Here is a 23,387-nt window from a genome sequence, read left to right as displayed (position 1 = left end):
TGCATAGCGCCGCAGCCGCGGGTCAGTTTTTAGAGGTTCCCTCCCCTATGGGATGTGCGCCGGAAAAGAGCCCGGCGCAGCATCTCATTCCGTTTATGCGCCGCGTTGCAGCAGCATGGACTTGATATGCCCGATCGCACGCGTCGGGTTCAAGCCTTTAGGACATACACTGACACAATTCATAATGCTATGGCAGCGGAAAACACTAAAAGCGTCGTCCAGATCATCTAAACGTTCTTGCGTTTCCGTGTCACGGCTGTCGATCAGGAAGCGATACGCCGCCAACAGACCGGCTGGGCCGATGAACTTGTCCGGGTTCCACCAGAACGATGGGCAGGAGGTCGAACAGCAGGCGCACAGAATACACTCGTACAGACCGTCCAGCTTGGCGCGCTGCTCCGGCGACTGCAGGTGCTCGCGCGCCGGCGGGTTCTTGCCGTCGTTCAGCAGGTATGGCTTGATCTTTTCATACTGGGTATAGAACTGGCCCATATCCACCACCAGATCGCGCACCACCGGCAGGCCCGGCAGCGGACGGATCACGATCTTGCCGTTACCTTTGCGCAGCGACGAAATCGGGGTGATGCACGCCAGGCCGTTTTTACCGTTCATGTTCAGGCCGTCGGAACCGCACACGCCTTCGCGGCATGAGCGACGGAACGACAGGGTCGGGTCTTTTTCTTTCAGCTGGATCAACGCATCCAGCAGCATCATGTCGCGACCTTCTTCCGCTTCCAGGGTGTAATCCTGCATGTGCGGCGCGTCATCGACATCCGGGTTGTAGCGATAAATGGAAAATTCGAGTTTCATCTGTCGATCTCCGCAATTAGTAAGAACGCACTTTCGGCGGGAATGCCGGGCGCAGCTTCGGTTGCATGTTCACTTCACGACGCGTCATGCTTTCCGATTGCGGCAGATACAGCGAATGGCACAGCCAGTTGGCGTCATCGCGTTCCGGGTAGTCGAAGCGGCTGTGCGCGCCGCGGCTCTCGGTACGGAAGTTGGCCGACACGGCGGTGGAATACGCGGTCTCCATCAGGTTATCCAACTCCAGGCACTCGATGCGCTGGGTGTTGAACTCGCTGGAGGTATCGTCCAGGCGTGCGTTCTTCAGACGTTCACGGATCACTTTCAGTTCTTCCAGGCCCTTGGCCATCGCATCGCCTTCGCGGAATACCGAGAAGTTGTGCTGCATGCAAGACTGCAGCGCCTTGCGAATTTCGACCGGGTCTTCGCCGGAACGGGTGTTGTTCCAACGGTTCAGACGATCCAGCGAGGCTTCCACGTCGGAGTCGCTGGCGTCACGGCTCACGCCCTGCTCTTCCAGCGATTCCTGCAGGTGCATGCCGGCGGAACGGCCGAACACCACCAGGTCGAGCAGCGAGTTGCCGCCCAAGCGGTTGGCGCCGTGCACCGATACGCAGGCAATTTCGCCCACCGCGAACAGCCCCGGGATCACCACGTCTTCGCCTTTCTCGTTCACGGTCAACGCCTGGCCGGTCACCTTGGTCGGAATGCCGCCCATCATATAGTGACAGGTTGGGATAACCGGGATCGGCTCTTTCACCGGATCGACGTGCGCGAAGGTGCGGGACAGTTCCAGAATGCCCGGCAGACGGGATTCCAGCACCTCTTTACCCAGGTGATCCAGCTTCAGCTTGGCGTGCGGGCCCCAAGGACCGTCGCAGCCGCGGCCTTCGCGGATTTCGATCATGATCGAACGGGCAACCACGTCGCGGCCCGCCAGATCTTTGGCGTTCGGCGCATAACGCTCCATGAAGCGCTCGCCGTGTTTGTTCAGCAGGTAACCGCCTTCGCCGCGGCAGCCTTCGGTCACCAGCACGCCCGCGCCGGCGATGCCGGTCGGGTGGAACTGCCACATTTCCATGTCCTGCACCGGCACGCCGGCGCGCAGCGCCATGCCGACACCGTCGCCGGTGTTGATGTGGGCGTTGGTGGTGGACTGGTAAATACGGCCTGCGCCGCCGGTCGCCAGCACGGTGGCCTTGGCTTTGAAGTAAACCACTTCACCGGTTTCGATGCAGATAGCCGTGGTGCCGACCACCGCGCCGTCCTGGTTTTTCACCAGATCGAGCGCATACCACTCGGAGAAGATGGTGGTGTGGTTTTTCAGGTTCTGTTGGTACAGGGTGTGCAGCAGCGCGTGGCCGGTACGGTCGGCTGCGGCTGCGGTACGCGCCGCCTGCTCGCCGCCGAAGTTCAGCGACTGGCCGCCGAACGGGCGCTGATAGATGCGGCCGTCGTCCAGACGAGAGAACGGCAGGCCCATGTGTTCCAGCTCCAGAATCGCTTCCGGGCCGGTTTTACACATATATTCGATGGCGTCCTGGTCACCGATATAGTCGGAACCTTTCACCGTGTCGTACATATGCCATTCCCAGTTGTCCTCGTGGCTGTTGCCGAGCGCGACGGTGATGCCGCCCTGTGCGGACACGGTATGGGAACGGGTCGGGAAAACTTTGGACAGCAGGGCACAGGTCGAGCCCGCTTGGGAAATTTGCAGCGCGGCACGCATGCCCGCACCGCCGGCGCCGATTACGACGGCATCAAACTCTCTGACTGGCAGTTTCATTTAAGCACCCCACACTACGATTGTTCCGTACAGTAAATAGACCAGCAACGCGACCACGACAGCCAGCTGCAACACCAGGCGAACCGCCAGCGGCTTGACGTAGTCCGTCAGCACCTGCCACAGCCCGATCCAGGCGTGCACCAGAATCGACAGCAAGGTCAGCAGAGTGAACACTTTCGTAATGGAAGTGGCGAAGAAACCGCGCCAGATGTCATAAGTGAGTTCCGGAGCCGTGACGAAGAAGCCCAGGATATACAGGACGTACAGGGTGATGATGATAGCGGAAGCGCGCAGCAGCAGCCAATCGTGCACGCCGTTGCGCCCTAATGCAGAAACGTTGTTTACCATACGAGGACTCCAGCCAGAACTGACAGCACGACGGTCAGGCCGATCGCCACCTGGGCGGAACGGGTACCGGCGGCCAAACTCTCTTCGATGTAGCCAAAATCCATTAACAAGTGACGGATGCCACCGCAAATGTGATAGGCCAGCGCCGTGAGGATGCCCCAGAATATGAATTTGACGATGAAGCTATTCATGATGGCGGCCGCCTGCAGGAACCCCTCTTGGGAAGAGAGTGACAGGCCCAGCAGCCAGAGGAGGATACCCACGGCAACGAAGGTAATTACGCCAGAGACTCGGTGTAAGATAGACGCTATCGCAGTTACGGGGAACCGGATCGTTTGCAGATCCAAGTTGACAGGTCGTTGTTTTTTCACGTATTTGCCCACACAGCTCTTATTATTTTCCTTCCTCCGGGCCTGGGCGGGGATCAGACAGCGTTAAGAGCCTAAAACCCTTACACGTCACGCGCTCAAACATCAACATCCTCTGTGCTCAAACGGCGCGCATTTATAACGCTGGGTGCTCCTACTTCAGGGTAATCCGGAGACCTGGCGGCAGTATAGGAGGATCACATTCTGATTACAATTCTCATACAACCGCTTTGATAACATTTCCCCCGAACAGTGATTCAGATCACGGATTTCACAATTAGTGCAAAAATAATTATCTGATTTGACAAGAGATCAACATTTCCATTACATATAGGGGCACAAACGGTCCTATGATGCGCTATGGGTCAGCAGATACACTTCCCCCCGGGTTCGAGTTGTGCAACAGTGTATTTGACGAACCTATCCCAATAGCCGTTGTTTCCCGCTCGATTTTGCCGGCGTCAAAAAGCAAATAAAGCAAATAAAAACAGATTATTGGGATAGGTTCACATCTCTTCGAACAGCTCATAGGTAAGATTAACAGACTATAACGAATTACTATGAATCGTTAACAACTGGTCACCCGTCTCGTTCGCCTGGTCAGCACTCTGTACCCTACCCGCGCACAGTTGCGCAGTCGCTCACAGAGTTAGCGTCCGCACCATTTTTTTGCGGGCAACCTGCAGAGATTTAAGGTATTTCAGTTGTTAGTGGTTTTTAAAATAAGGCGCTAAGGAGACAGTAAATGACTGATAAGAAAGCGACGCTAACCATTAACGACAGCGAAGCTCCGATCGAACTGGGCGTATTGACACCGACACTGGGCCCCGATGTCCTCGATGTCCGCGCTCTGGGTTCCAAAGGTTATTTCACATTTGATCCCGGCTTTACCTCCACCGCTTCTTGCGAATCCAAGATTACCTTCATCGACGGCGACAAAGGCGTGCTGCTGCACCGCGGCTTCCCTATCGAGCAGCTGGCGAAAGAATCTTCCTACCTGGAAGTGTGCTACATCCTGCTGTACGGCGAGACCCCAACGCCGGAAGAGTTCGAGACCTTCAAAACCACCGTCACCCGCCACACCATGATCCACGACCAGATCACCCATCTGTTCCGTGGCTTCCGTCGCGACTCGCACCCGATGGCGGTGCTGTGCGGCGTGACCGGCGCGCTGGCGGCGTTCTACCACGATGCGCTGGACGTCAACAACGAGCGTCACCGTGAAATCACCGCGTTCCGCCTGCTGTCCAAAATGCCGACCGTGGCGGCGATGTGCTACAAATACTCCCTGGGCCAGCCGTTCGTTTACCCGCGCAACGATCTGTCCTATGCCGGCAACTTCCTGCACATGATGTTCGCCACCCCGTGCGAAGAGTACGTGGTGAACCCGGTGCTGGAACGCGCCATGGATCGCATCCTGATCCTGCACGCCGACCATGAGCAGAACGCCTCTACCTCTACCGTGCGCACCGCCGGCTCTTCCGGCGCCAACCCGTTCGCCTGCATCGCGGCCGGCATCGCCTCCCTGTGGGGGCCGGCACACGGCGGCGCCAACGAAGCGGCGCTGAAAATGCTGGAAGAGATCAAGACCGTCGAGCACATTCCGGAATTCATCAAGCGCGCCAAGGACAAGAACGACTCCTTCCGCCTGATGGGCTTCGGCCACCGCGTGTACAAGAACTACGATCCGCGCGCCACCGTGATGCGCGAGACCTGTCACGAAGTGCTGAAAGAGCTGAACAAGAAGGACGACAACCTGCTGCAGGTCGCGATGGAGCTGGAACACATCGCGCTGAACGACCCGTACTTCATCGAGAAGAAACTGTACCCGAACGTCGACTTCTACTCCGGCATCATCCTGAAGGCGATGGGCATTCCTTCTTCCATGTTCACCGTAATCTTCGCCATTGCGCGCACCATCGGCTGGATCGCCCACTGGAACGAAATGCACGACGAAGGCATCAAAATTGCCCGTCCGCGTCAGCTGTACACCGGCTATGCCGAACGCGATTTCAAATCCCAGCTGAAAAACAAGTAAGCCGCTTTCCCGGCTGAAACCGCACAGCGCCGCCCCTTCGGGCGGCGTTTTTTTAGCTATTTCTGGCAGCCCGGGCACCAATAAAACGGCCGCGACGACAGATCGGTACGCATGATCATCCCACCGCAGCGTTCGCAGGGCTCGCCGCTGCGATGAAACACCTTAAAGCGAAACAGCGCGCCGTGATGCCGGTTGTCATCCGCCTGCCCGCGCGTCTGGTAGGAAAGGCGCGGCACCGCCAGCAATGCTTCCGCCAGGTGGCGCAGCGCCTCCGGCGGCAGATCCTGCGGTTTGTGCTGCGGCGCCAGTTCGGCCTGCCACAGGATTTCGGCGCGCAGATAATTGCCCAATCCGGCGAGAAACGCCTGGTCGAGCAGCATGCCGCCCAGCTGCCTGCGGCGAAAACGCGGCGTCAGCAACCGCTCCGCCACATCTTCCACCGTCAACGACATGTCCAACACGTCGGGGCCGATGCGTTGCAAAAACGGGTGCTGCTCTATTTCCTCGCGCGGCCCGACGGTAATGTCGGAAGCGCTGTAGAGCAATATCGCGCTGCGGGCGGTTTCCAGCCGCACCCGCAGATCGCGCCTGGTCTCCGGCGTCTCCCCGGCCGCCGCCACTTTCCACACGCCATACAGCTGGTTGTGGCTGTACATCGTCAACCCATTGGAGAAATGGGTCAGCAGCGCCTTGCCGCGCGGCTCGATGGCGACGATGCGCTCGCCGAGCAGACGCTGGCGATAGTGTTTCAACTGGGGAAAAGCGAAATCGACGGCGGTCAGCGGCTGATCGATCACCGCCGCCGCCAGTTTGTCCGCCGCCCGGCGAATCTCCGGTCCTTCCGGCATAGACCACTCCTTGCGTAGACCCGGCGCAGCCCGATGCGCCGGGGATGACATGATTAATGCGTCGCGCCGCCCACCACTTTCAGATCGTGTTCCACCTGCAAAGCGATGGAAACGGCCAGCTCCAATGCAAACAGCACCGTCGAGGCCGCCATGCTCGGCGCACCCGGGTGCGCCGCCGCCTGCTCCGGCAGGTACGGGATATGGATAAAGCCGCCCTTCACCTCGCGCTGGCCGCTCAAACGGTGCAGCAGGCCATACATGACATGGTTGCACACATAGGTGCCGGCGGTCTGCGAAACGGCGGCCGGAATGCCGGCCTCACGCATCGAACTGACCATCGCTTTAATCGGCAAGGTACTGAAATAGGCCGCCGGGCCGCCGGCGACGATCGGCTCGTCCACCGGCTGTTGCCCCTGATTGTCGGGGATACGCGCATCGTCGACGTTGATCGCCACCCGTTCAATCGTGATGTCGGTACGGCCGCCGGCCTGGCCGATAGCCAGCACCATCACCGGCTGCACCTCGTCGATCGCCGCATTGAGCGCGTCCAACGCCGCGCCGAACACGCACGGCAGTTGGCGCGCCACGATGCGCGTGCCGACCAGCTCCATATCATTGAGCTGCTTCACCACTTCCCAGGAGGGGTTGAGGCGCTCGCCGCCAAACGGCTCAAAGCCGGTAATCAATACTTTTTGCATCCTTACTCCTACAGGAACATCAGGAAATACAGCAGGAACACGTTAACCAACAGCAGCAGCACGCCGGTCGGCACCTGCGCCTTGATCACCGCATTCTTGTCCGGTAGCTCCAGCAGCGCCGCCGGCACGATGTTGAAGTTCGCCGCCATCGGCGTCATCAGGGTGCCGCAATAGCCGGAGAACATGCCGATCGCCGCCATCACCGCCGGGTTGCCGCCGTGCTGCAACACCAGGATCGGAATGCCGATGCCGGCGGTAACGATCGGGAAGGCGGCGAAGGCGTTGCCCATCACCATGGTCAGCACCGCCATACCGATAGCGTAGACCGCCACGGCGATAAAGCGGTTATCGACCGCCAGATACTCCTGGGTCAAATGCGAGATCGCGGTGCCGACGCCGGCGACGGTAAACAGCAGCCCCAGCGTGGCGAGGATCTGCGGCAGAATGAACGCCCAGCCGATCGAATCCAGCAAGCGCCGCGCTTCCTGCACCGGCTGCAGCGCCTTCTCGTGGGTCATTTTCACCGCGATCGCCAGGCCAATCAGGCAGCCGACGGTCATTGAGAACAGGGTGATCAGCGTCGCATGGTTGCCGCTGCCGAATACTGCGCTTTGCAACGCCGGCACGTTGTTGAACAGCAGCACGCCGATCACCGTCACCACCGGGATCGCCAGAGCGGGGATAAACAGCTTGTTGCCCAGGCGCTTGGCGCTGGCCTCGCGCTCCTGCGGCGCCCGCTGGTGATAGCTGCCGAGGCGCACACCGCCAAAGCCGGCGATCAGGGCCATCACCACCACCACCACGCCAACGATGATATGCAGCATGCGTTTTTCGTTGCTGCCCTCGCCCAGCACGTCGCCCAGCAGGCGGTAAGTCCAGTCGCCGACCAGGAACACCAGGCCGTACAGCCCCCAAAACAGCCCGGTGGTGATGCGGCGCGGGTTGGCGCGATCGCGGAAGGACATCACCGCCACAATCAGCAGCACCGCGCCGGCCAGCCAGTAGAGATATTGTTGCTGGAAGTTCATCGTGCCTCCCCCTTCGCCTGCAGCGCCGCCTGATTCAGCTGCGCCAGCTCTGCGCTCAGCTGCTTATCCATCCGATACAGCCGGAACGCGTGGATCAGGAAAGCGAAAATCGCGGTCGGAATGCCCCACAGCGCGATATGCAGCGGCTCGGTCTGAATGCCGCCGGACTCCAGCATAAAGTTGTGCATGAAGATGATCGCGCCGAAGGCGACGAAGATATCCTCGCCGAAGAACAGCCCGACGTTGTCGGTCGCGGCCGACATGGCGCGCAAACGGTGGCGCGTGCGCTCCGGCAGCTCGCCGTAGCGGTTTTCCGTTGCCCCTTCTGCCATCGGCGCCAGCAGCGGCCGCACCATCTGCGGATGCCCGCCCAGGCTGGTCAGCCCCATCGCCGCGGTAATCTCGCGCACGAACAGGTAGACGATCAGCAGACGGCCGGCGGTGGCGCTTTTGATCCTGGCGATCCACGCCTGCGCCCGTTCTTTCAGCCCGTGGCGCTCCAGCAGGCCGATCACCGCCAGCGGCAACAGCAGGATCAGCGGCAGGTTGCGGGTGTTGAGAAAGCCCTCGCCGAGCTTTTCCAGAATGACGTCCAGCGGCATCAGCGCCGCCAAACCGGTGATGATGCCGGCGGCGATCACCACCAGCACCGGGTTGAAACGCAATACAAACCCGACCACGATGGCGGCGATGCCAATCAGTGGCCAGAGATTCACGGCCTGTTCCATAGTCTTCCCTCGATATTTTCTAATAGTTTTTTGCTTGTGATGTTGTGTCTTGCTTTATTGCTTTACTGCTCCGCGCTGACGCGGATGCCCTGCTGAACAAAACTGTCCCGCAGCTTGCGCGCATACGCCAGCGCATGCTCGCCGTCCCCGTGCAGGCAGACGGTTTCCGCCTGAACGGCAGTCCAGACGCCATCCACGCTGCGCACCCGGTGATGGCGCACCATCTCCAGCGTTTGCGCCAGCGCCTGTTCGTCATCCTCAATCAGCGCCCCCGGCAAACCGCGCGGCACCAGCGTGCCGTCAGCCTGATAGCCGCGATCGGCGAACACCTCCTGTCGGGTGGTCAGACCGAGTTGTTCCCCGGCGCGAATCAGCTCGCTGCCGGCCAGCCCCACCAGCCGCAGCGCCGGATCGACCGCCTGCACCGCCCGGGCGATCGCTTCCGCCAGCGCCGGCTCAACCGCCGCCTGGTTGTACAGCATGCCGTGCGGCTTAACGTGCACCATCACCCCGCCCTCGGCGCGGGCGATGGCCGCCAGCGCCCCGAGCTGATACACCACCTGCGCGTACACCGTTTCCGGCGGCAGCTGCATGCGGGTGCGGCCGAAGTTCTCCCGATCGGGAAAACTCGGGTGGGCGCCGATCGCCACGCCGTACTGCAATGCCCAGCGCACCGACTGACGCATGGTCTGCGCATCGCCGGCGTGGAAGCCGCAGGCGATGTTGGCCGAGCTCACCAGTTGCAACAGCGCCTGGTCGTTGGCGCAGCCTTCGCCGAGATCGGCGTTCAAATCAACGATCATGTAACCCCCAGGCAATCTGTCGAAGGAAGAGATCCTGCTCGGCTTTGGCGCGCTGCGCCTCCGTCAGTGAGCAGAGAACGAAGTGGATCGGTTCGCCGAGACGGATCTGCGCCAAGTGGTAGAGATCGGCCTCGATCACGCAGGCGATACGCGGGTAACCGCCGGTAGTTTGCGCATCGGCCATCAGCACGATCGGCTGGCCGTTGTGCGGCACCTGCACCACGCCGGGCAGCAGGCCGTGCGACAGCATCTCGCGGTCGGTGGTGCGTTCCAGCGGCGTGCCGCCGTGCAGGCGGTAGCCCATGCGGTTGCTCTGCGGGCTGAGCTGCCAGGCGGTGCGCCAGAACGTGTCCTGCGCCTCTTCGCTGAATTCAGCGTACTCCGGCCCCGGCAGCGCGCGGATGCGGTTGGTGAACAGCAGTTGCTTCACGCCGCAGCGGTGTTGCGGCAGCACGGTGGATTTGCCCAGCGGCAGCCGATCGCCGTCCTTCAGATTACGGCCTTCGTGGCCGCCAAAGGCGGCTTTCATGTCGGTGCTGCACGAGCCCAGCATTTCCGGCACGGCGATGCCGCCCGAGATCGCCAGGTAGCTGCGCATGCCACGTTTCGGCGTGCCCAGCACCAGCCGCTGCCCCTTTTTCACCGGGTAGCGCCAGCCGGTCCACAGCGGCTTGCCGTCCAGCTGCGCGTCGCAGCCGGCGCCGGTCAAGGCGATCCAGCCAGGGCGGGTAAACTCGGCGCTGAACTGGCCGAGGGTGATCTCCAGCCCGGCGGCCTCCGGCGCATTGCCCACCAGCATGTTGGCGATCTTCAGCGCCGGTTGATCCAGCGCCCCGCCGGTGCTGATGCCCAGGCGGCGGAATCCCTCGCGGCCCAAATCCTGCACCGTGGTATAGATGCCGGCACGCAGAATAATCAGCATACGCCCTCCTTCTGCGGCACGAAGCGCACGTTATCGCCCGGGCGCAGCAGCGTCGGCGGCATTTCATGCGGATTGAACAGCGCCAGCGGCGTGCGGCCGATCAGCTGCCAGCCGCCGGGCGTCACCAGCGGATAGATACCGGTCTGGCCGCCGCCGATGCCAACGGAACCGGCCGCCACCGCCAGACGCGGCTCAGCGCGGCGCGGCGTCGCCAGTTGTTCCGGCATGCCGCCCAAATAGGAGAAGCCCGGCTGAAAGCCGAGGAAATAGACCACGTAGGCCGCCGCCGCGTGGCATTCCACCACCTGCCGCGGCGTCATGCCGGTATGGCGCGCCACTTCATCCAGATCGGGGCCTTGCTCCCCGCCGTAGACCACCGGAATATCCACCTGGCGCGATTCCGGCGTCAGGCTCTCTTTGCTTTCCCAACCTTGCTGCAGCAGCGCGAGCATCGCTTCGGCGTCGGCCTGCGGCGTATGCAGCAACAGCGTCAGGTTGTTCATCCCCGGCACCACTTCCCGCACGTCGGGGTGGTGATTCAGCTTTTCCGCCAGCGCCCAGATGCGCTGCTGGCTCGGTAAGGTCACCGGCGGCGACAGTTCAAGCACTACCGCTCTTTCACCCAACAGGTAATAACGTGCTTGTTGCACCCTTATTCTCCTTATTATTATCGCGATGAAAAACACACCAGTTATGCGTGACGCGGCCCCGGCTGTCAATAGAACGCAACCATAGGGAAAATAAGGAAATAGCGCGATAGAAGGATTCAGCCGGCGCACAGGCCGGGCTGGATCCGGGGAAGAAAAAAATCAGGCGGGATTCGGGATGTCGATAAAGGTCACATCAAAGCCGTGGTGCTGCGCCAGCCAGTCGCCCAGCGCCTTCACGCCGCCGCGCTCGGTGGCGTGGTGGCCGGCGGCGAAGAAATGCACGCCCATTTCGCGCGCGCTGTGAATGGTCTGCTCAGACACTTCACCGCTGATGAACGCATCGACGCCGAAGCGCGCCGCGCTGTCGATAAAGCCCTGGCCGCCGCCGGTGCACCAGGCCACCCGGCGAATGTGCTCAGGCGCGTTATCGCCGCAGTGCAGCACCGCGCGCCCCAGCCGGCTTTCGATACGCTGCTGCAGCGCTTCGCCGGTCAGCGGCTGTTCAAATTCGCCGTGCGGCACCAGCGGCTCGACGTCGCCAATCACCCGAATGCCCAGCGCCTGCGCCAGCTGCGCGTTGTTGCCCAGCACCGGATGCGCGTCCAGCGGCAGGTGGTAGCCGTACAGGTTGATATCGTGGGTCAGCAGCGTTTTCAGGCGGTTGCGCTTCATGCCGCGCACCGCCGGCGCCTCGTTTTTCCAGAAATAGCCGTGGTGCACGATAATCGCGTCGGCCTGATGCGCCACCGCGGCGTCCAGCAGCGCCTGACAGGCGGTGACGCCGGTCACGATGCGCTGCACGTGCGGGCGGCCTTCTACCTGCAATCCGTTGGGGGCGTAGTCCTGAAACGCCGCGGCGTTCAGTTCCGTGTTGATCAGTTGTTCCAGATCGAGGTTACGCATTCTCTTCTCTCTTCATAGTCAAAATGTCTGCCGGTCGCCCTGCGCCATCAGGATAAATTTCACCCCCAGATCGTTGCCCTGCGCCAGCTGTTGCGCAATGGCGGCGCGCGTGTCTTCGCCCTGCTTCAGGCTGGGCTTGATGTGGCTGATCACCACCGGCAAACCGTTCAGCGAGCCTTCGCCGCCGCTGTACTGCGTCAGGTTCTTCAGCTCCTTCAGCAGCCAGGCCGGCGTCAAATGGCCATACAGATGTTTGTCCTCCACCCCATTAGGGTAAGAGGTTTCGATAATCATGCCCTTGAGCTTCTTCTGCTCAACAAGCGGCCCCAGCGCGCGCCAGACGGTATCGAGATCGCGCGACTGCTCCACCTTATCCGACCCGGTATCGCCGAAGTAGGCGAAGAACTCGTTGCCGTTGGAAATCAGCAGCATCGACGAAGGATAGCGATCGTGGCTGAGCAGGTACATCACGCCGGTCAATCCGGTCAGGCCGAGGGTAAACCGCTGCTGCGGCCGCACCGTTTGCAGCCGGTAGGTGCCCAGCCGCGAGCCGTTGCCGGCGTCGGTAAAGTTCGGCCACGCCTTCCAGTTGAAGTAGTGATTACGCAGGGTCAGTACGGTGTCCGCCTGGGCGTAAACGGTTTTTTTATTGTCCTCAGGTGAGCCGAGGATCAGCCCCGCCACGTGGTCCAGGTGGCCGTGGCTGATAAAGTAGCTGCCGATCAACTGCCGGAACACATAGCCCTGCGGCGTGTAAGGCGCGGCCAGCTCGGGCGTCACCTGCGGGAAGCTGCCCTTCTCCAGCCCTTTGGCGATGCCCGGCAGCAGCGAACCGGCGTCCAGCGCCACATACCGCGGCTGATTGTCGCTGCGGATCAGGTAGGAGGTCAGGTTGCCGTCGCTGACGCCGCCGTCGACGCCGAGCGCCACCACGTCAAAGCCGGCGATCGCCAGCGCGGAATAGCCGCTCAGGCACAGGGCCAGCACCTTTTTCATCATTGCGTCGCTCCTTGCAGTTGCCTCAAGACTCTCCCCGTTTTGCCGCCTCGAACGCCGCCAGCGTCTCCAGCCGGGCTTGCTTATGATCGACGATCGGCAGCGGGTAGTTCAGCGTGCATCGCTGCTTTTCCGCCCAGCGATGGGGATGATGGATGTCATTGTCGGGCACATCCGCCAGTTCCGGCAACCATTTACGGATAAAAGTGCCTTGTGGATCAAAACGTTCACCCTGAGTCGTCGGGTTGAAGATGCGGAAATACGGCGCGGCGTCGGTGCCGGTGGATGCCGCCCACTGCCAGCCGCCGTTATTGGCCGCCAGATCCCCATCCAGCAGTTGCGACATGAAATAGCGCTCCCCGGCGCGCCAGTCGATCAACAGATCCTTCACCAGAAAACTGGCGCTGATCATGCGCAGCCGGTTGTGCATCCAGCCGGTGGCGTTCAGCTGGCGCATAGCGGCATCGACGATCGGGTAGCCTGTCTCGCCCCGCTGCCAGGCGTGCAGCTTCGCCGCGTCATCGCACCAGCGCACCTTGTCCGTCCAGGCAATAAACGGCCGATGGCGGCACAGATCGGGATAGGCCACCAGCAGATGGCGATAGAACTCACGCCAAATCAGCTCGTTGAGCCAGGCGAAGGCACCGCTTTCGCGATCTTCCAGCAGCTGCGGGCATTCGGCGCGCAGGCGGTTGAAGCACTGGCGTGGCGACAGCGCGCCGATCGCCAGATAGGGCGACAGGCTGCTGGTGCCGGCGAGGGCCGGCAGATCGCGCTGCCGGAGGTAATCCTGCACCTGCTCGCGGCAAAAGGCGCGCAGCCGCTGCAACGCGGCCTCCTCACCGGCGGGATAGCCATCCCCAGTCTCCGCCATAGGGTAATCGAACGCCGCCGGCGCTTCAGGCATAGGTAACGCACCACCGGCGCGGATCTTCGGCGCCGGCAGGCAGCTCACGTCGGACTCGGTCAGGCGTTGAAGAAAAGCGTTGCGAAACGGCGTATAGACCTTGTACATCTCGCCGCCGCCGGTGAGTACGCTGCCCGGCGGCAGCAGCAGGCTGTCATCGAAACCGTGACACCTCACCCGGCCACTCAACCGCTGTTCCAGCCGCGCATCGCGCCGCCGTTCGTTCAGTTCGTACTGGCGATTGTAAAACAGCGCATCCACCTGCTCTCGCTCGCAATAGTCCGCCAGCCAGTCGATCGACGCGGCAAAGTCCGCACAGGAATGGCAATGCAGCGCAATGCCCTTGTGCGCCAGCGCCTGCTGCACCGCCCGCAGGCTGGCGTGGATCAGCGCCGCCTGCCGCGGCGCCATCTCATGTTGCCGCCACTGCTGCGGCGTGGCGATAAACACCGCCAGCACCCGGGCTTCGGGATCGCTGCAGGCGGCGTGCAGCGCTTTGTTGTCGGTGATACGCAGATCGTTACGCAACCAGACCAGATGCGTGGTCATAAAACTCCTTGTCAATCAATGGCCGTAACGCAAACGCAGCGCCTCCGGATAAGGTTCGAAATAGCGTTGTTCCGCCAGATAGCGATCGGGGTATTCCGCCATGTAATGCTTGAGCAGCGCGATCGGCGCCAACAGCGGCTGCATGCCCTGCCGGTAGCGGTCGATAAGGTGCGCCAGCTCCTGGCGCTGCGCCGTACTGAGCTGACGGCGGAAGTAGCCCTGCACGTGCATCAACACGTTGGTGTGGTTGCGCCGCGTTGCCTTGTGCGCCAATAGCGCCATCAGGCGGCTGCGATATTCCACGGCGAAGGCCTCCAGCGAATCCCAGCGGTGAATATCGGCGACGAAGCGCCCCAATTCGCGATACGCCGGCTGCGAATGCGCCAGCAGCGACAGCTTGTAGCGGCTGTGAAACGCGATCAGCCCGCCGCGGGTCAGCCCCTGGCGCCACAGCATGTTCAACTCGTACAGCGCGTACACCCGCTCGATAAAGTTTTCCCGCAGTGCCGCATCCTGCAATCGTCCGTCTTCTTCCACCGGCAGCCACGGCATCTGGCGCAGCAGTTCGGCGGTAAACAGCCCGACGCCGTTTTTACGCGAGTCCTTGCCGTTTTCGCTGTAGACCCGCACCCGCTCCAGGCCGCAGCTCGGTGACTTGGCGCAAACGATATAGCCGCACAGATGCTGCAAGGCCGCCACGCGCTGCGCGGAGAAGCCGCGCATCTCCTCGGTCAGATCCACGCCGGCGTCGTTGCTGTAGCGCATCGCCGGCCACGGCTGCGCCTGCTTCACCAAGCGCAGCGCCGGGCGTGGCGTAGGCAGGCCGATCGCCATTTCCGGGCAAACGGGCTCAAAGCGCACATAGGGCGCCAACTGTTCCACCGCAAAGGCCAGCCGTTTGTGGCCGCCGTCGAAACGCACCGCGTCGCCCAGTAAACAGGCGCTGATGCCGATAGGGATCTTGTCGCTCATACCGCTCTCCCGTGTTGTTGACCGATGAGGAAAGTGTAGAAGAATGGCTTGCCGAATACGACCTTGCGCTTGATAGGGCCGACTATAGGCATAAAAAAACCCTCGCCGCAGGGCGAGGGTTTTCGTGAATCGGCAGTGGCTCAGTAGAAATCGCAGGACGCCAGTTCCGCCTGCTGCAGCCAGACGGGCTTATCGCTGGTTTTTGACCAGACGCGGTGCAGGTAGCTGTAAAAACGCCCGCGATCGCTGCGGAACAGCATCACCGGCAGGGCCAAAATGCCCGCGATAACTACTGCGCTGCGGCGCAGGAGAATCCGATGCAGTGAATAAGCGTGATAGGTCGTAGACATGCGAACCTCCTTAAAAACGCCTGCCGTTGATTTGTCAGGGAAAACGGCGTCGGCGTATCAAATGAACAATCGGTAATTTGGTAACTGGACAAAATTTTAGCGCACTTGATGAAAGTTTACTACTCATCCGACCACTAAATCGCACAAAAAATCGCTAATCGCCGCCGCGATCCGTAATTTTGTTACAGCAAGGTTAATTTTTAACTTACCATGAGTTACATTGTGGTTATTATCTGGTTCATTATTTCCCGCTTACGCCTGTTCTCCCTCCCCCATCAGGGACAATCTCGCCACCGGCCTGATGATTGAAATGCTAAATTTTCGCTGAAATTTCAGCCATTTTTATACTTTTTTTACACCCGCCCGCGCGATTTTTTCATCTTCTTTCTACCCCTCTCCCTACACTGCTTCTATCAAAAACAACACCTCTGGAGGTGTCCCGTGAGTTTCAGCGTTATTGGTGGTGCGCTGTTGGTTCTGCTGCTGTTGGCCTATCTGGTCTACGCCCTGTTTAACGCGGAGGATTTCTGATGGCGGCTTCAGCCTTTTTACTGATCGCCAGCTTCCTGCTGGTGCTTCTGCTGCTGGCCCGGCCGCTGGGCGGCTTTATGGCGCGCCTGATCGAAGGTGAGCCGCTGCCTGCGCTGCGCGGGGTGGAAGCCGGCGTCTGGCGCGCCTGCGGCATCCGCGTCACCGAGATGAACTGGTGGCAGTACGCGCTGGCAATACTGGCGTTCAACCTGCTCGGCCTGGCGCTGCTGTTCGCCCTGCTGATGACGCAAGGTTCGCTGCCGCTCAACCCGCAAGGCTTCCCGGGCCTCTCCTGGGATCTGGCGCTCAACACCGCCGTCAGCTTCGTCACCAACACCAACTGGCAAGCCTACAGCGGCGAAAGCGCCCTCAGCTATTTAAGCCAGATGGCCGGGCTGGCGGTGCAGAACTTCGTCTCCGCCGCCACCGGCATCGCCGTGGCCTTTGCGCTGATCCGCGCCTTTACCCGCCGCGCCGGCAAGACCGTCGGCAACGCCTGGGCCGATCTGTTCCGCATCACGCTGTATGTGCTGCTGCCGATCGCGCTGCTGATCGCCCTGTTCTTCGTCAGCCAGGGCACGCTGCAAAACTTCCTGCCTTACCTGCACGTCACCACGCTCGAAGGCGCGCAGCAGACGCTGCCGATGGGGCCGGTGGCCTCGCAGGAAGCGATCAAGATGCTCGGCACCAACGGCGGCGGCTTCTTCGGCGCCAACTCGGCGCACCCGTTCGAGAACCCAACCGTGCTGACCAACTTCGTGCAGATGCTGGCCATCTTCCTGATCCCCTGCGCGCTGTGCTTCTCCTTCGGCCAGTTGGCCGGTGAAAACCGCCAGGGCCATGCGCTGATCTGGGCGATGGCGCTGATCTTCGTGGCGGCGGTGGTGGCGGTGATGGTCGCCGAGCTGGCAGGCAACCCGCACCTGAGCGCGCTGGGCGCCGACAGCAACATCAATATGGAAGGCAAAGAGTCGCGCTTCGGCATTCTCGCCACCAGCCTGTTCTCGGTAGTCACCACCGCCGCGTCCTGCGGGGCGGTCAACGCCATGCACGACTCCTTCACCGCGCTGGGCGGCATGGTGCCGATGTGGCTGATGCAGATCGGCGAAGTGGTGTTCGGCGGCGTCGGCTCCGGCCTGTACGGCATGCTGCTGTTCGTGCTGCTGACGGTGTTTATCGCCGGTCTGATGATCGGCCGCACCCCGGAATATCTGGGCAAGAAGATCGACGTTTACGACATGAAGATGACCGCGCTGGCGATCCTGGTCACGCCGACGCTGGTGCTGCTGGGCAGCGCGCTGGCCATCGGCACCGACGCAGGCCGCGCCGGCATCCTCAACCCGGGCGCCCACGGCTTCAGCGAAGTGCTGTACGCCCTGTCCTCCGCCGCCAACAACAACGGCAGCGCCTTCGCCGGGTTGAGCGTCAATACGCCGTTCTACAACCTGCTGCTGGCCTTCGCCATGTTCGTCGGCCGCTTCGGGGTGATCCTGCCGGTGCTGGCGATTGCCGGCTCGCTGAGCGCCAAGCAGCGCCAGCCGGCGGGCAACGGCACCCTGCCGACCTATGGGCCGCTGTTTATCGGCCTGCTGATCGGCACCGTGCTGCTGGTGGGCGCGCTGACCTTCGTGCCGGCGCTGGCGCTGGGCCCGGTGGCCGAGCATTTGCAGCTTTGGTTGGCAAACTAATCGACGTCACAGAGAGAGAATAAGAGATGACTCGCAAACAACGCGCGCTGTTTGAACCGGCTCTGGTGCGCACCGCGCTGATCGATGCGGTAAAAAAACTGGACCCTCGCGTTCAATGGCGCAACCCGGTGATGTTCGTGGTGTATATCGGCAGCATTCTGACCACCGCCATCTGGCTGGCGATCCTCACCGGCCAAACCGACGGCGCCGCCGCCTTCACCGGCTGCGTCGCCCTGTGGCTGTGGTTCACCGTGCTGTTCGCCAACTTCGCTGAGGCGCTGGCCGAAGGGCGCAGCAAGGCCCAGGCGGAAAGCCTGAAGGGCACCAAGAAAACCAGCTGGGCGAAAAAGCTGGCCGGCCCGCGCCGCGACGGCGCCACGGAGAAAGTGGCTGCCGAAAGCCTGCGCAAAGGCGATATCGTGCTGGTGGAAGCAGGCGATACCATCCCGTGCGACGGCGAAGTGCTGGAAGGCGGCGCCTCGGTGGATGAAAGCGCCATCACCGGCGAATCCGCGCCGGTGATCCGCGAGTCCGGCGGCGACTTCTCCTCGGTCACCGGCGGCACCCGCGTGCTGTCCGACTGGCTGGTGGTGCAGTGCAGCGTCAACCCGGGGGAAACCTTCCTCGATCGCATGATCGCCATGGTGGAAGGCGCCAAACGCCGCAAAACGCCGAACGAGATCGCACTGACCATCCTGCTGGTGGCGCTGACCATCGTGTTCGTCCTGGCCACCGCCACCCTGTTCCCGTTCTCGCAATACAGCGTGGAAGCGGCCGGCAGCGGCAGCGTGGTCACCATCACCGTGCTGGTCGCGCTGCTGGTCTGCCTGATCCCCACCACTATCGGCGGCCTGCTGTCCGCCATCGGCGTGGCCGGGATGAGCCGCATGCTCGGCGCCAACGTGATCGCCACCAGCGGCCGCGCGGTGGAAGCCGCCGGCGACGTGGACGTGCTGCTGCTGGATAAAACCGGCACCATCACGCTGGGCAACCGCCAGGCTTCGGAGTTCCTGCCGGCGCCGGGCGTGAAAGAGCAAGAGCTGGCGGACGCCGCGCAGCTGGCCTCGCTGGCGGACGAAACGCCGGAAGGCCGCAGCATCGTGGTGCTGGCCAAACAGCGCTTCAACCTGCGCGAACGCGATCTGCAGGCGCTGAACGCCACCTTCGTGCCCTTCTCCGCCCAGACCCGCATGAGCGGCGTCAACGTGCAGGAGCGCATGATCCGCAAAGGCGCGGTGGACGCCATTCGCCGCCACGTCGAAACCAATCAGGGCCACTTCCCGCGGGCGGTGGACGATCTGGTGGAAAGCGTGGCGCGCACCGGCGGCACGCCGCTGGTGGTGGCGGAAGGCGCCCGGGTGCTGGGCGTGGTGGCGCTGAAGGATATCGTCAAGGGCGGCATCAAGGAACGCTTCAATGAACTGCGCAAGATGGGCATCAAAACGGTGATGATCACCGGCGATAACCCGCTGACCGCGGCGGCGATCGCCGCCGAAGCCGGGGTGGACGATTTCCTGTCGGAAGCCACGCCGGAAGCCAAGCTGGCGCTGATCCGCCAGTATCAGGGAGAAGGCCGTTTGGTGGCGATGACCGGCGACGGCACCAACGACGCCCCGGCGCTGGCGCAGGCCGATGTGGCGGTGGCGATGAACTCCGGCACCCAGGCCGCCAAAGAGGCGGGCAACATGGTCGATCTGGATTCCAACCCGACCAAGCTGATCGAAGTGGTGCACATCGGCAAACAGATGCTGATGACGCGCGGCTCGCTGACCACCTTCAGCATCGCCAACGACGTGGCCAAGTACTTCGCCATCATTCCGGCGGCGTTCGCGGCCACCTACCCGCAGCTGAACGCGCTGAACGTGATGCACCTGCACTCCCCCGCCTCCGCCATCATGTCGGCGGTGATCTTCAACGCCCTGGTGATCGTGTTCCTGATCCCGCTGGCGCTGAAAGGGGTAAGCTATAAACCGATGAGCGCCGCGGCCCTGCTGCGCCGCAACCTGTGGCTGTACGGGGTCGGCGGTCTGCTGGTGCCGTTCGTCGGCATCAAATTGATCGACCTGATCCTGGTCGCGCTGCACGTCGCCGGTTAACCATTGAGGGAAATGAACATGACTTATTTACGACCTGCGCTGGTGATGCTGATTTTGCTGACGCTGATCACCGGCATCGCCTATCCGCTGCTGACCACCGGGCTGGCGCAGCTGCTGTTTCCGGCCGCGGCCAACGGCTCGCTGCTGTACCAAGGCGACAAGGCGGTGGGCTCAGCACTGATCGGCCAGAACTTTACGCGCGCCGACTATTTCTGGGGCCGCCCGTCGGCCACCGGCGATTCGGCCTATAATCCACAGGCCTCCGCCGGCAGCAACCTGGCGGCCACCAACCCGGCGCTGGATAAGGCTATCGCCGAACGCGCAGCGCAGCTGCGCCAGGCCAACCCGGCAATGAGCGGCCCGATCCCGGTCGATCTGCTGACCGCCTCCGGCAGCGGGTTGGATCCGCAGATCTCGATCGCCGCCGCGCAATATCAGCTGGCGCGGGTCGCGGCGGCGCGTCATCTGCCGCCGGAACAGGTCGCCAAACTGATCGAAGACAATACCGATCGGGCCACGCCCAACTTCATGGGGGAATCGGTGGTCAACGTGCTGAAGCTGAACCTGGCGCTGGATGCGTTGAAGTAACGCGCCGTATTCAGCATAGTGATAGGGTTCGGCATGCCGAACCCCTTTTTGCTTGGTAACACAAGGAATTGTCATGGTCGAAGAAGAGCAGCAGCGCCCCGATCCCGATAGCCTGCTGGCGCTGGCCAATGAAAAACCGCGCGGCCGGTTGAAGGTATTCTTCGGCGCCTGCGCCGGCGTGGGCAAAACCTACGCCATGCTGCAGGAGGCCCAGCGTTTGCGCGCTCAGGGGCTGGACGTGCTGGTCGGCGTGGTGGAAACCCACGGCCGCAGCGAGACCGCCGCCCTGCTCGACGGCCTGTCGCTGCTGCCACAAAAACGCATCCAGCATCGCGGCCGGCTGGTGCATGAATTCGATCTCGACGCTGCGCTGGCGCGCCACCCGGCGCTGGTGCTGATGGACGAACTGGCGCACAGCAACGCCCAGGGTTCGCGCCACCCCAAACGCTGGCAGGATGTGGAAGAGCTCCTGGACGCCGGCATCGACGTGCTGACTACCGTCAACGTGCAGCATCTGGAAAGCCTGAACGACGTCGTGGGCGGCGTGACCGGCGTGCGGGTGCGCGAAACGGTGCCCGACCACGTGTTTGACGAAGCCGCCGAAGTGGTGCTGGTCGATCTGCCGCCGGACGATCTGCGCCGGCGGCTGCACGAAGGCAAAGTGTATATTCCCGGTCAGGCCGAGCGCGCCATCGAGCACTTCTTTCGCAAAGGCAACCTGATCGCCCTGCGCGAGCTGGCGCTGCGCCGCACCGCCGATCGGGTCGATGATCAGATGCGCGAGTTTCGCGATACCCAGGGGCGCGAGAAAGTGTGGCATACCCGCGACAGCATTCTGCTGTGCGTCGGCCACAACAGCGGCAACGAAAAGCTGGTGCGCATCGCCGCCCGACTGGCGGCGCGGCTTGGCTGCCACTGGCATGCGGTCTATGTGGAAACCCCCAAGCTGCACCGGCTGCCGGAAAACCAGCGCCGCGCCATTCTGCGCGCGCTGCGGCTGGCGCAGGAGCTGGGGGCAGAAACCGCCACCCTGGCCGATCCGTCCGAAGAGCGCGCGGTGCTGCGCTACGCCCGCGAGCATAACCTCGGCAAAATCATCATCGGCCGCCGCAGCGAACAGCGCTGGAAGCTGCGCGGCAGCTTCGCCGATCGCCTCGGCCGGCTGGGCCCGGATCTCGATCTGGTGATCGTGGCGCTGGAGAACGACGCCGCGCAGCCGCCGCCGGGCAAGGAGCACGACGGCCGCAGCTTCAATGAGAAATGGCGCATGCAGCTGCGCGGCTGCGCGGTGGCGGTGGCGCTGTGCGCGCTGATCACCCTGCTCTCGCAGTGGCTGCTGCCGGGCTTCGATCAGGCCAACCTGGTGATGATCTATCTGCTCGGCGTGGCGATCGTCGCGCTGTTCTTCGGCCGCTGGCCGTCGGTGCTGGCGGCGGTGATCAACGTCGCCAGCTTCGATCTGTTCTTCGTCCAGCCCGAATGGTCGTTCGCCGTCAGCGATATGCAGTATCTGCTGACCTTCGGCGTGATGCTCGCCGTCGGCATCATCATCGGCAACCTGACCGCCGGGGTGCGTTATCAGGCCCGGGTGGCGCGCTACCGCGAGCAGCGGGCGCGTCACCTGTACGAAATGTCGCGCGGGCTGAGCCGCGCGCTGACCGTGGCCGACATCGCCAACACCAGCCGTCATTTCCTCTCCAGCAGTTTCCAGGCGAAAACCGTGCTGCTGCTGCCGCAGGAAGACGGCCGCCTGCAACAGATGGTTGGCGAGGAAGGCGGGCTGCTGTCGGTAGACGAGGCCATCGCGCGCTGGAGCTTCGACAAAGGCCTGCCGGCAGGTGCCGGCACCGACACCCTGCCCGGCGTGCCTTACCAGCTGCTGCCGCTCAATACCCCCAAGCAGACCTTCGGCCTGCTGGCGATCGAGCCCAACAACCTGCGCCAGCTGATGGTGCCGGAACAGCAGCGGCTGCTGCAGACCTTCGCGGTGCTGATCGCCAGCGCGCTGGAGCGGCTGCACCTGGCGCGCAGCGCCGAAGAAGCCAAGCTGGACGCCGAGCGCGAACAGCTGCGCAACTCGCTGCTGGCGGCGCTGTCGCACGATCTGCGCACGCCGCTGACCGTGCTGTTCGGCCAGGCGGAAATCCTCACGCTGGACCTGGCGGCCGAGGGCTCCAATCACGCCACCCAGGCCAGCCAGATCCGCCAGCAGGTGCTGAGCACCACCCGGCTGGTGAACAACCTGCTGGATATGGCGCGCATCCAGTCCGGCGGTTTCAGCCTGCGGAAAGAGTGGCAGTCGCTGGAAGAGATCGTCGGCGCCTCGCTGCACATGCTGGAGCCGCTGCTCAGCCAGCATCCGATCGTGGTCGAGCTGCCGCCGGAACAGATCCTGGTCAACTGCGACGGCAGCCTGCTGGAACGGGTGTTCACCAACCTGTTGGAAAACGCCAATAAATACGCCGGCGCCGAGGCCACCATCGGCATTCGCGCCCGCACGCTGCCCGAGTGGCTGGAAGTCGAGGTCTGGGATAACGGCCCCGGCATCCCCGCCGATCAGCTGCAGCTGATTTTCGACAAGTTTTCACGCGGCAATAAAGAGTCGGCGATCCCCGGCGTCGGCTTGGGGTTAGCGATTTGCCGTGCCATTATTGAAGTGCATGATGGCCGCATCTGGGCGGAAAACGGCGCCAACGGCGGCGCCAGCTTCCGCTTCGTGCTGCCGCTGGAAAAACCGCCCGAGATCGACGGTGACGCCTTCGATCTGTAATCAACGCAGGGGA

General features: G+C 62.5%; 22 protein-coding genes. 6 read left to right on the top strand and 16 right to left on the bottom strand.

Features of this window, described 5'->3' with window-relative positions; genetic code table 11:
* Window positions 1-93 precede the first annotated feature (93 nt).
* Genes ACJ8IN_RS22005 through sdhC form a run of 4 tightly spaced genes read right to left on the bottom strand, consistent with a single transcriptional unit; the run spans window position 94 to window position 3,324 of the window.
* Window positions 94-810: a succinate dehydrogenase iron-sulfur subunit gene (locus ACJ8IN_RS22005; RefSeq protein ID WP_004939885.1), complete on the bottom strand. Its 717-nt coding sequence runs from the start codon at window positions 808-810 to the stop codon at window positions 94-96.
* 16 nt (window positions 811-826) lie between these two features.
* Window positions 827-2,593 carry a succinate dehydrogenase flavoprotein subunit gene (gene sdhA, locus ACJ8IN_RS22000; protein ID WP_015376974.1) on the bottom strand — a complete coding sequence of 589 codons (1,767 nt, stop codon included), beginning with the start codon at window positions 2,591-2,593 and terminating at the stop codon, window positions 827-829.
* On the bottom strand, window positions 2,594-2,941 hold the full coding sequence (sdhD, locus tag ACJ8IN_RS21995) for a succinate dehydrogenase membrane anchor subunit (protein ID WP_004939891.1): 348 nt from the start codon (window positions 2,939-2,941) through the stop codon (window positions 2,594-2,596).
* Window positions 2,935-3,324 (bottom strand): succinate dehydrogenase cytochrome b556 subunit, encoded by a 390-nt coding sequence (gene sdhC, locus ACJ8IN_RS21990; RefSeq protein WP_004939893.1) that lies wholly within the window; start codon window positions 3,322-3,324, stop codon window positions 2,935-2,937. Before sdhC ends, sdhD begins: the two co-directional genes overlap by 7 nt.
* A 730-nt stretch (window positions 3,325-4,054) precedes the next feature.
* On the opposite strand from sdhC, the gene ACJ8IN_RS21985 reads away from it, so the two are divergent.
* On the top strand, window positions 4,055-5,347 hold the full coding sequence (locus ACJ8IN_RS21985) for a citrate synthase (RefSeq protein ID WP_016928730.1): 1,293 nt from the start codon (window positions 4,055-4,057) through the stop codon (window positions 5,345-5,347).
* 56 nt (window positions 5,348-5,403) lie between these two features.
* On the opposite strand, the gene nei is transcribed toward ACJ8IN_RS21985, so the two are convergent.
* The 12 genes from nei to ACJ8IN_RS21925 form a co-directional block, all read right to left on the bottom strand.
* Window positions 5,404-6,195 (bottom strand): endonuclease VIII, encoded by a 792-nt coding sequence (nei, locus tag ACJ8IN_RS21980; RefSeq protein ID WP_308325525.1) that lies wholly within the window; start codon window positions 6,193-6,195, stop codon window positions 5,404-5,406.
* 53 nt (window positions 6,196-6,248) lie between these two features.
* Complete coding sequence (gene pcp / locus ACJ8IN_RS21975; protein WP_033655163.1) at window positions 6,249-6,893, bottom strand: pyroglutamyl-peptidase I; 645 nt, start codon at window positions 6,891-6,893, stop codon at window positions 6,249-6,251.
* A gap of 8 nt (window positions 6,894-6,901) precedes the next feature.
* Window positions 6,902-7,921, bottom strand: a complete 1,020-nt coding sequence (locus ACJ8IN_RS21970; RefSeq protein WP_094860042.1) for a DUF979 domain-containing protein — start codon at window positions 7,919-7,921, stop codon at window positions 6,902-6,904.
* Window positions 7,918-8,649, bottom strand: a complete 732-nt coding sequence (locus tag ACJ8IN_RS21965) for a DUF969 domain-containing protein (RefSeq protein WP_015376970.1) — start codon at window positions 8,647-8,649, stop codon at window positions 7,918-7,920. The genes ACJ8IN_RS21970 and ACJ8IN_RS21965 overlap by 4 nt, the downstream gene beginning before the upstream one ends.
* A 62-nt stretch (window positions 8,650-8,711) precedes the next feature.
* The gene (gene pxpA / locus ACJ8IN_RS21960; protein ID WP_033647161.1) at window positions 8,712-9,452 is read right to left on the bottom strand and encodes a 5-oxoprolinase subunit PxpA; all 741 of its coding nucleotides are present in this window, start codon (window positions 9,450-9,452) and stop codon (window positions 8,712-8,714) included.
* Window positions 9,442-10,374 (bottom strand): 5-oxoprolinase subunit PxpC, encoded by a 933-nt coding sequence (pxpC, locus tag ACJ8IN_RS21955; RefSeq protein ID WP_308325524.1) that lies wholly within the window; start codon window positions 10,372-10,374, stop codon window positions 9,442-9,444. The genes pxpA and pxpC overlap by 11 nt, the downstream gene beginning before the upstream one ends.
* A complete protein-coding gene (gene pxpB, locus ACJ8IN_RS21950) occupies window positions 10,368-11,024 on the bottom strand; it encodes a 5-oxoprolinase subunit PxpB (protein WP_004939909.1) in 657 nt (218 codons plus the stop codon). Before pxpB ends, pxpC begins: the two co-directional genes overlap by 7 nt.
* 159 nt (window positions 11,025-11,183) lie before the next feature.
* Entirely contained in the window at window positions 11,184-11,927 is a 744-nt protein-coding gene (locus ACJ8IN_RS21945; RefSeq protein WP_025301873.1) for a type 2 GTP cyclohydrolase I, read from the bottom strand.
* 18 nt (window positions 11,928-11,945) lie between these two features.
* Window positions 11,946-12,926, bottom strand: coding sequence for an MBL fold metallo-hydrolase (locus ACJ8IN_RS21940; protein ID WP_308325523.1), 981 nt, complete (start codon window positions 12,924-12,926; stop codon window positions 11,946-11,948).
* Window positions 12,927-12,948: 22 nt separating this feature from the next.
* Window positions 12,949-14,379: a deoxyribodipyrimidine photo-lyase gene (phrB, locus tag ACJ8IN_RS21935; RefSeq protein ID WP_308325522.1), complete on the bottom strand. Its 1,431-nt coding sequence runs from the start codon at window positions 14,377-14,379 to the stop codon at window positions 12,949-12,951.
* A 15-nt stretch (window positions 14,380-14,394) separates the two neighbouring features.
* Window positions 14,395-15,351 (bottom strand): YbgA family protein, encoded by a 957-nt coding sequence (locus ACJ8IN_RS21930; RefSeq protein WP_033647169.1) that lies wholly within the window; start codon window positions 15,349-15,351, stop codon window positions 14,395-14,397.
* Window positions 15,352-15,491: 140 nt separating this feature from the next.
* A complete protein-coding gene (locus tag ACJ8IN_RS21925; protein WP_004939916.1) occupies window positions 15,492-15,701 on the bottom strand; it encodes a YbfA family protein in 210 nt (69 codons plus the stop codon).
* Window positions 15,702-16,142: 441 nt separating this feature from the next.
* On the opposite strand from ACJ8IN_RS21925, the gene ACJ8IN_RS21920 reads away from it, so the two are divergent.
* The 5 genes from ACJ8IN_RS21920 to kdpD all read left to right on the top strand — a co-directional run bounded on the left by ACJ8IN_RS21920 (window position 16,143) and on the right by kdpD (window position 23,374).
* Complete coding sequence (locus tag ACJ8IN_RS21920) at window positions 16,143-16,232, top strand: K(+)-transporting ATPase subunit F (RefSeq protein ID WP_016928742.1); 90 nt, start codon at window positions 16,143-16,145, stop codon at window positions 16,230-16,232.
* Window positions 16,232-17,920, top strand: coding sequence for a potassium-transporting ATPase subunit KdpA (gene kdpA / locus ACJ8IN_RS21915; RefSeq protein WP_033647171.1), 1,689 nt, complete (start codon window positions 16,232-16,234; stop codon window positions 17,918-17,920). Before ACJ8IN_RS21920 ends, kdpA begins: the two co-directional genes overlap by 1 nt.
* Window positions 17,921-17,946: 26 nt before the next feature.
* Window positions 17,947-20,016, top strand: a complete 2,070-nt coding sequence (gene kdpB, locus ACJ8IN_RS21910; RefSeq protein ID WP_308325521.1) for a potassium-transporting ATPase subunit KdpB — start codon at window positions 17,947-17,949, stop codon at window positions 20,014-20,016.
* Window positions 20,017-20,034: 18 nt separating this feature from the next.
* Entirely contained in the window at window positions 20,035-20,604 is a 570-nt protein-coding gene (gene kdpC / locus ACJ8IN_RS21905) for a potassium-transporting ATPase subunit KdpC (RefSeq protein WP_033638691.1), read from the top strand.
* Between the two features lie 73 nt (window positions 20,605-20,677).
* The gene (gene kdpD / locus ACJ8IN_RS21900) at window positions 20,678-23,374 is read left to right on the top strand and encodes a two-component system sensor histidine kinase KdpD (protein ID WP_033637459.1); all 2,697 of its coding nucleotides are present in this window, start codon (window positions 20,678-20,680) and stop codon (window positions 23,372-23,374) included.
* The last annotated feature ends 13 nt before the right edge of the window (window positions 23,375-23,387 follow it).

It is taken from the genome of Serratia sp. CY31944 (genome assembly GCF_052169175.1).
Lineage (GTDB): Bacteria > Pseudomonadota > Gammaproteobacteria > Enterobacterales > Enterobacteriaceae > Serratia > Serratia sarumanii.
The sequence above is the reverse complement of the archived record's forward strand: the minus strand, read 5'-3'. Positions and strand labels throughout refer to the sequence as shown.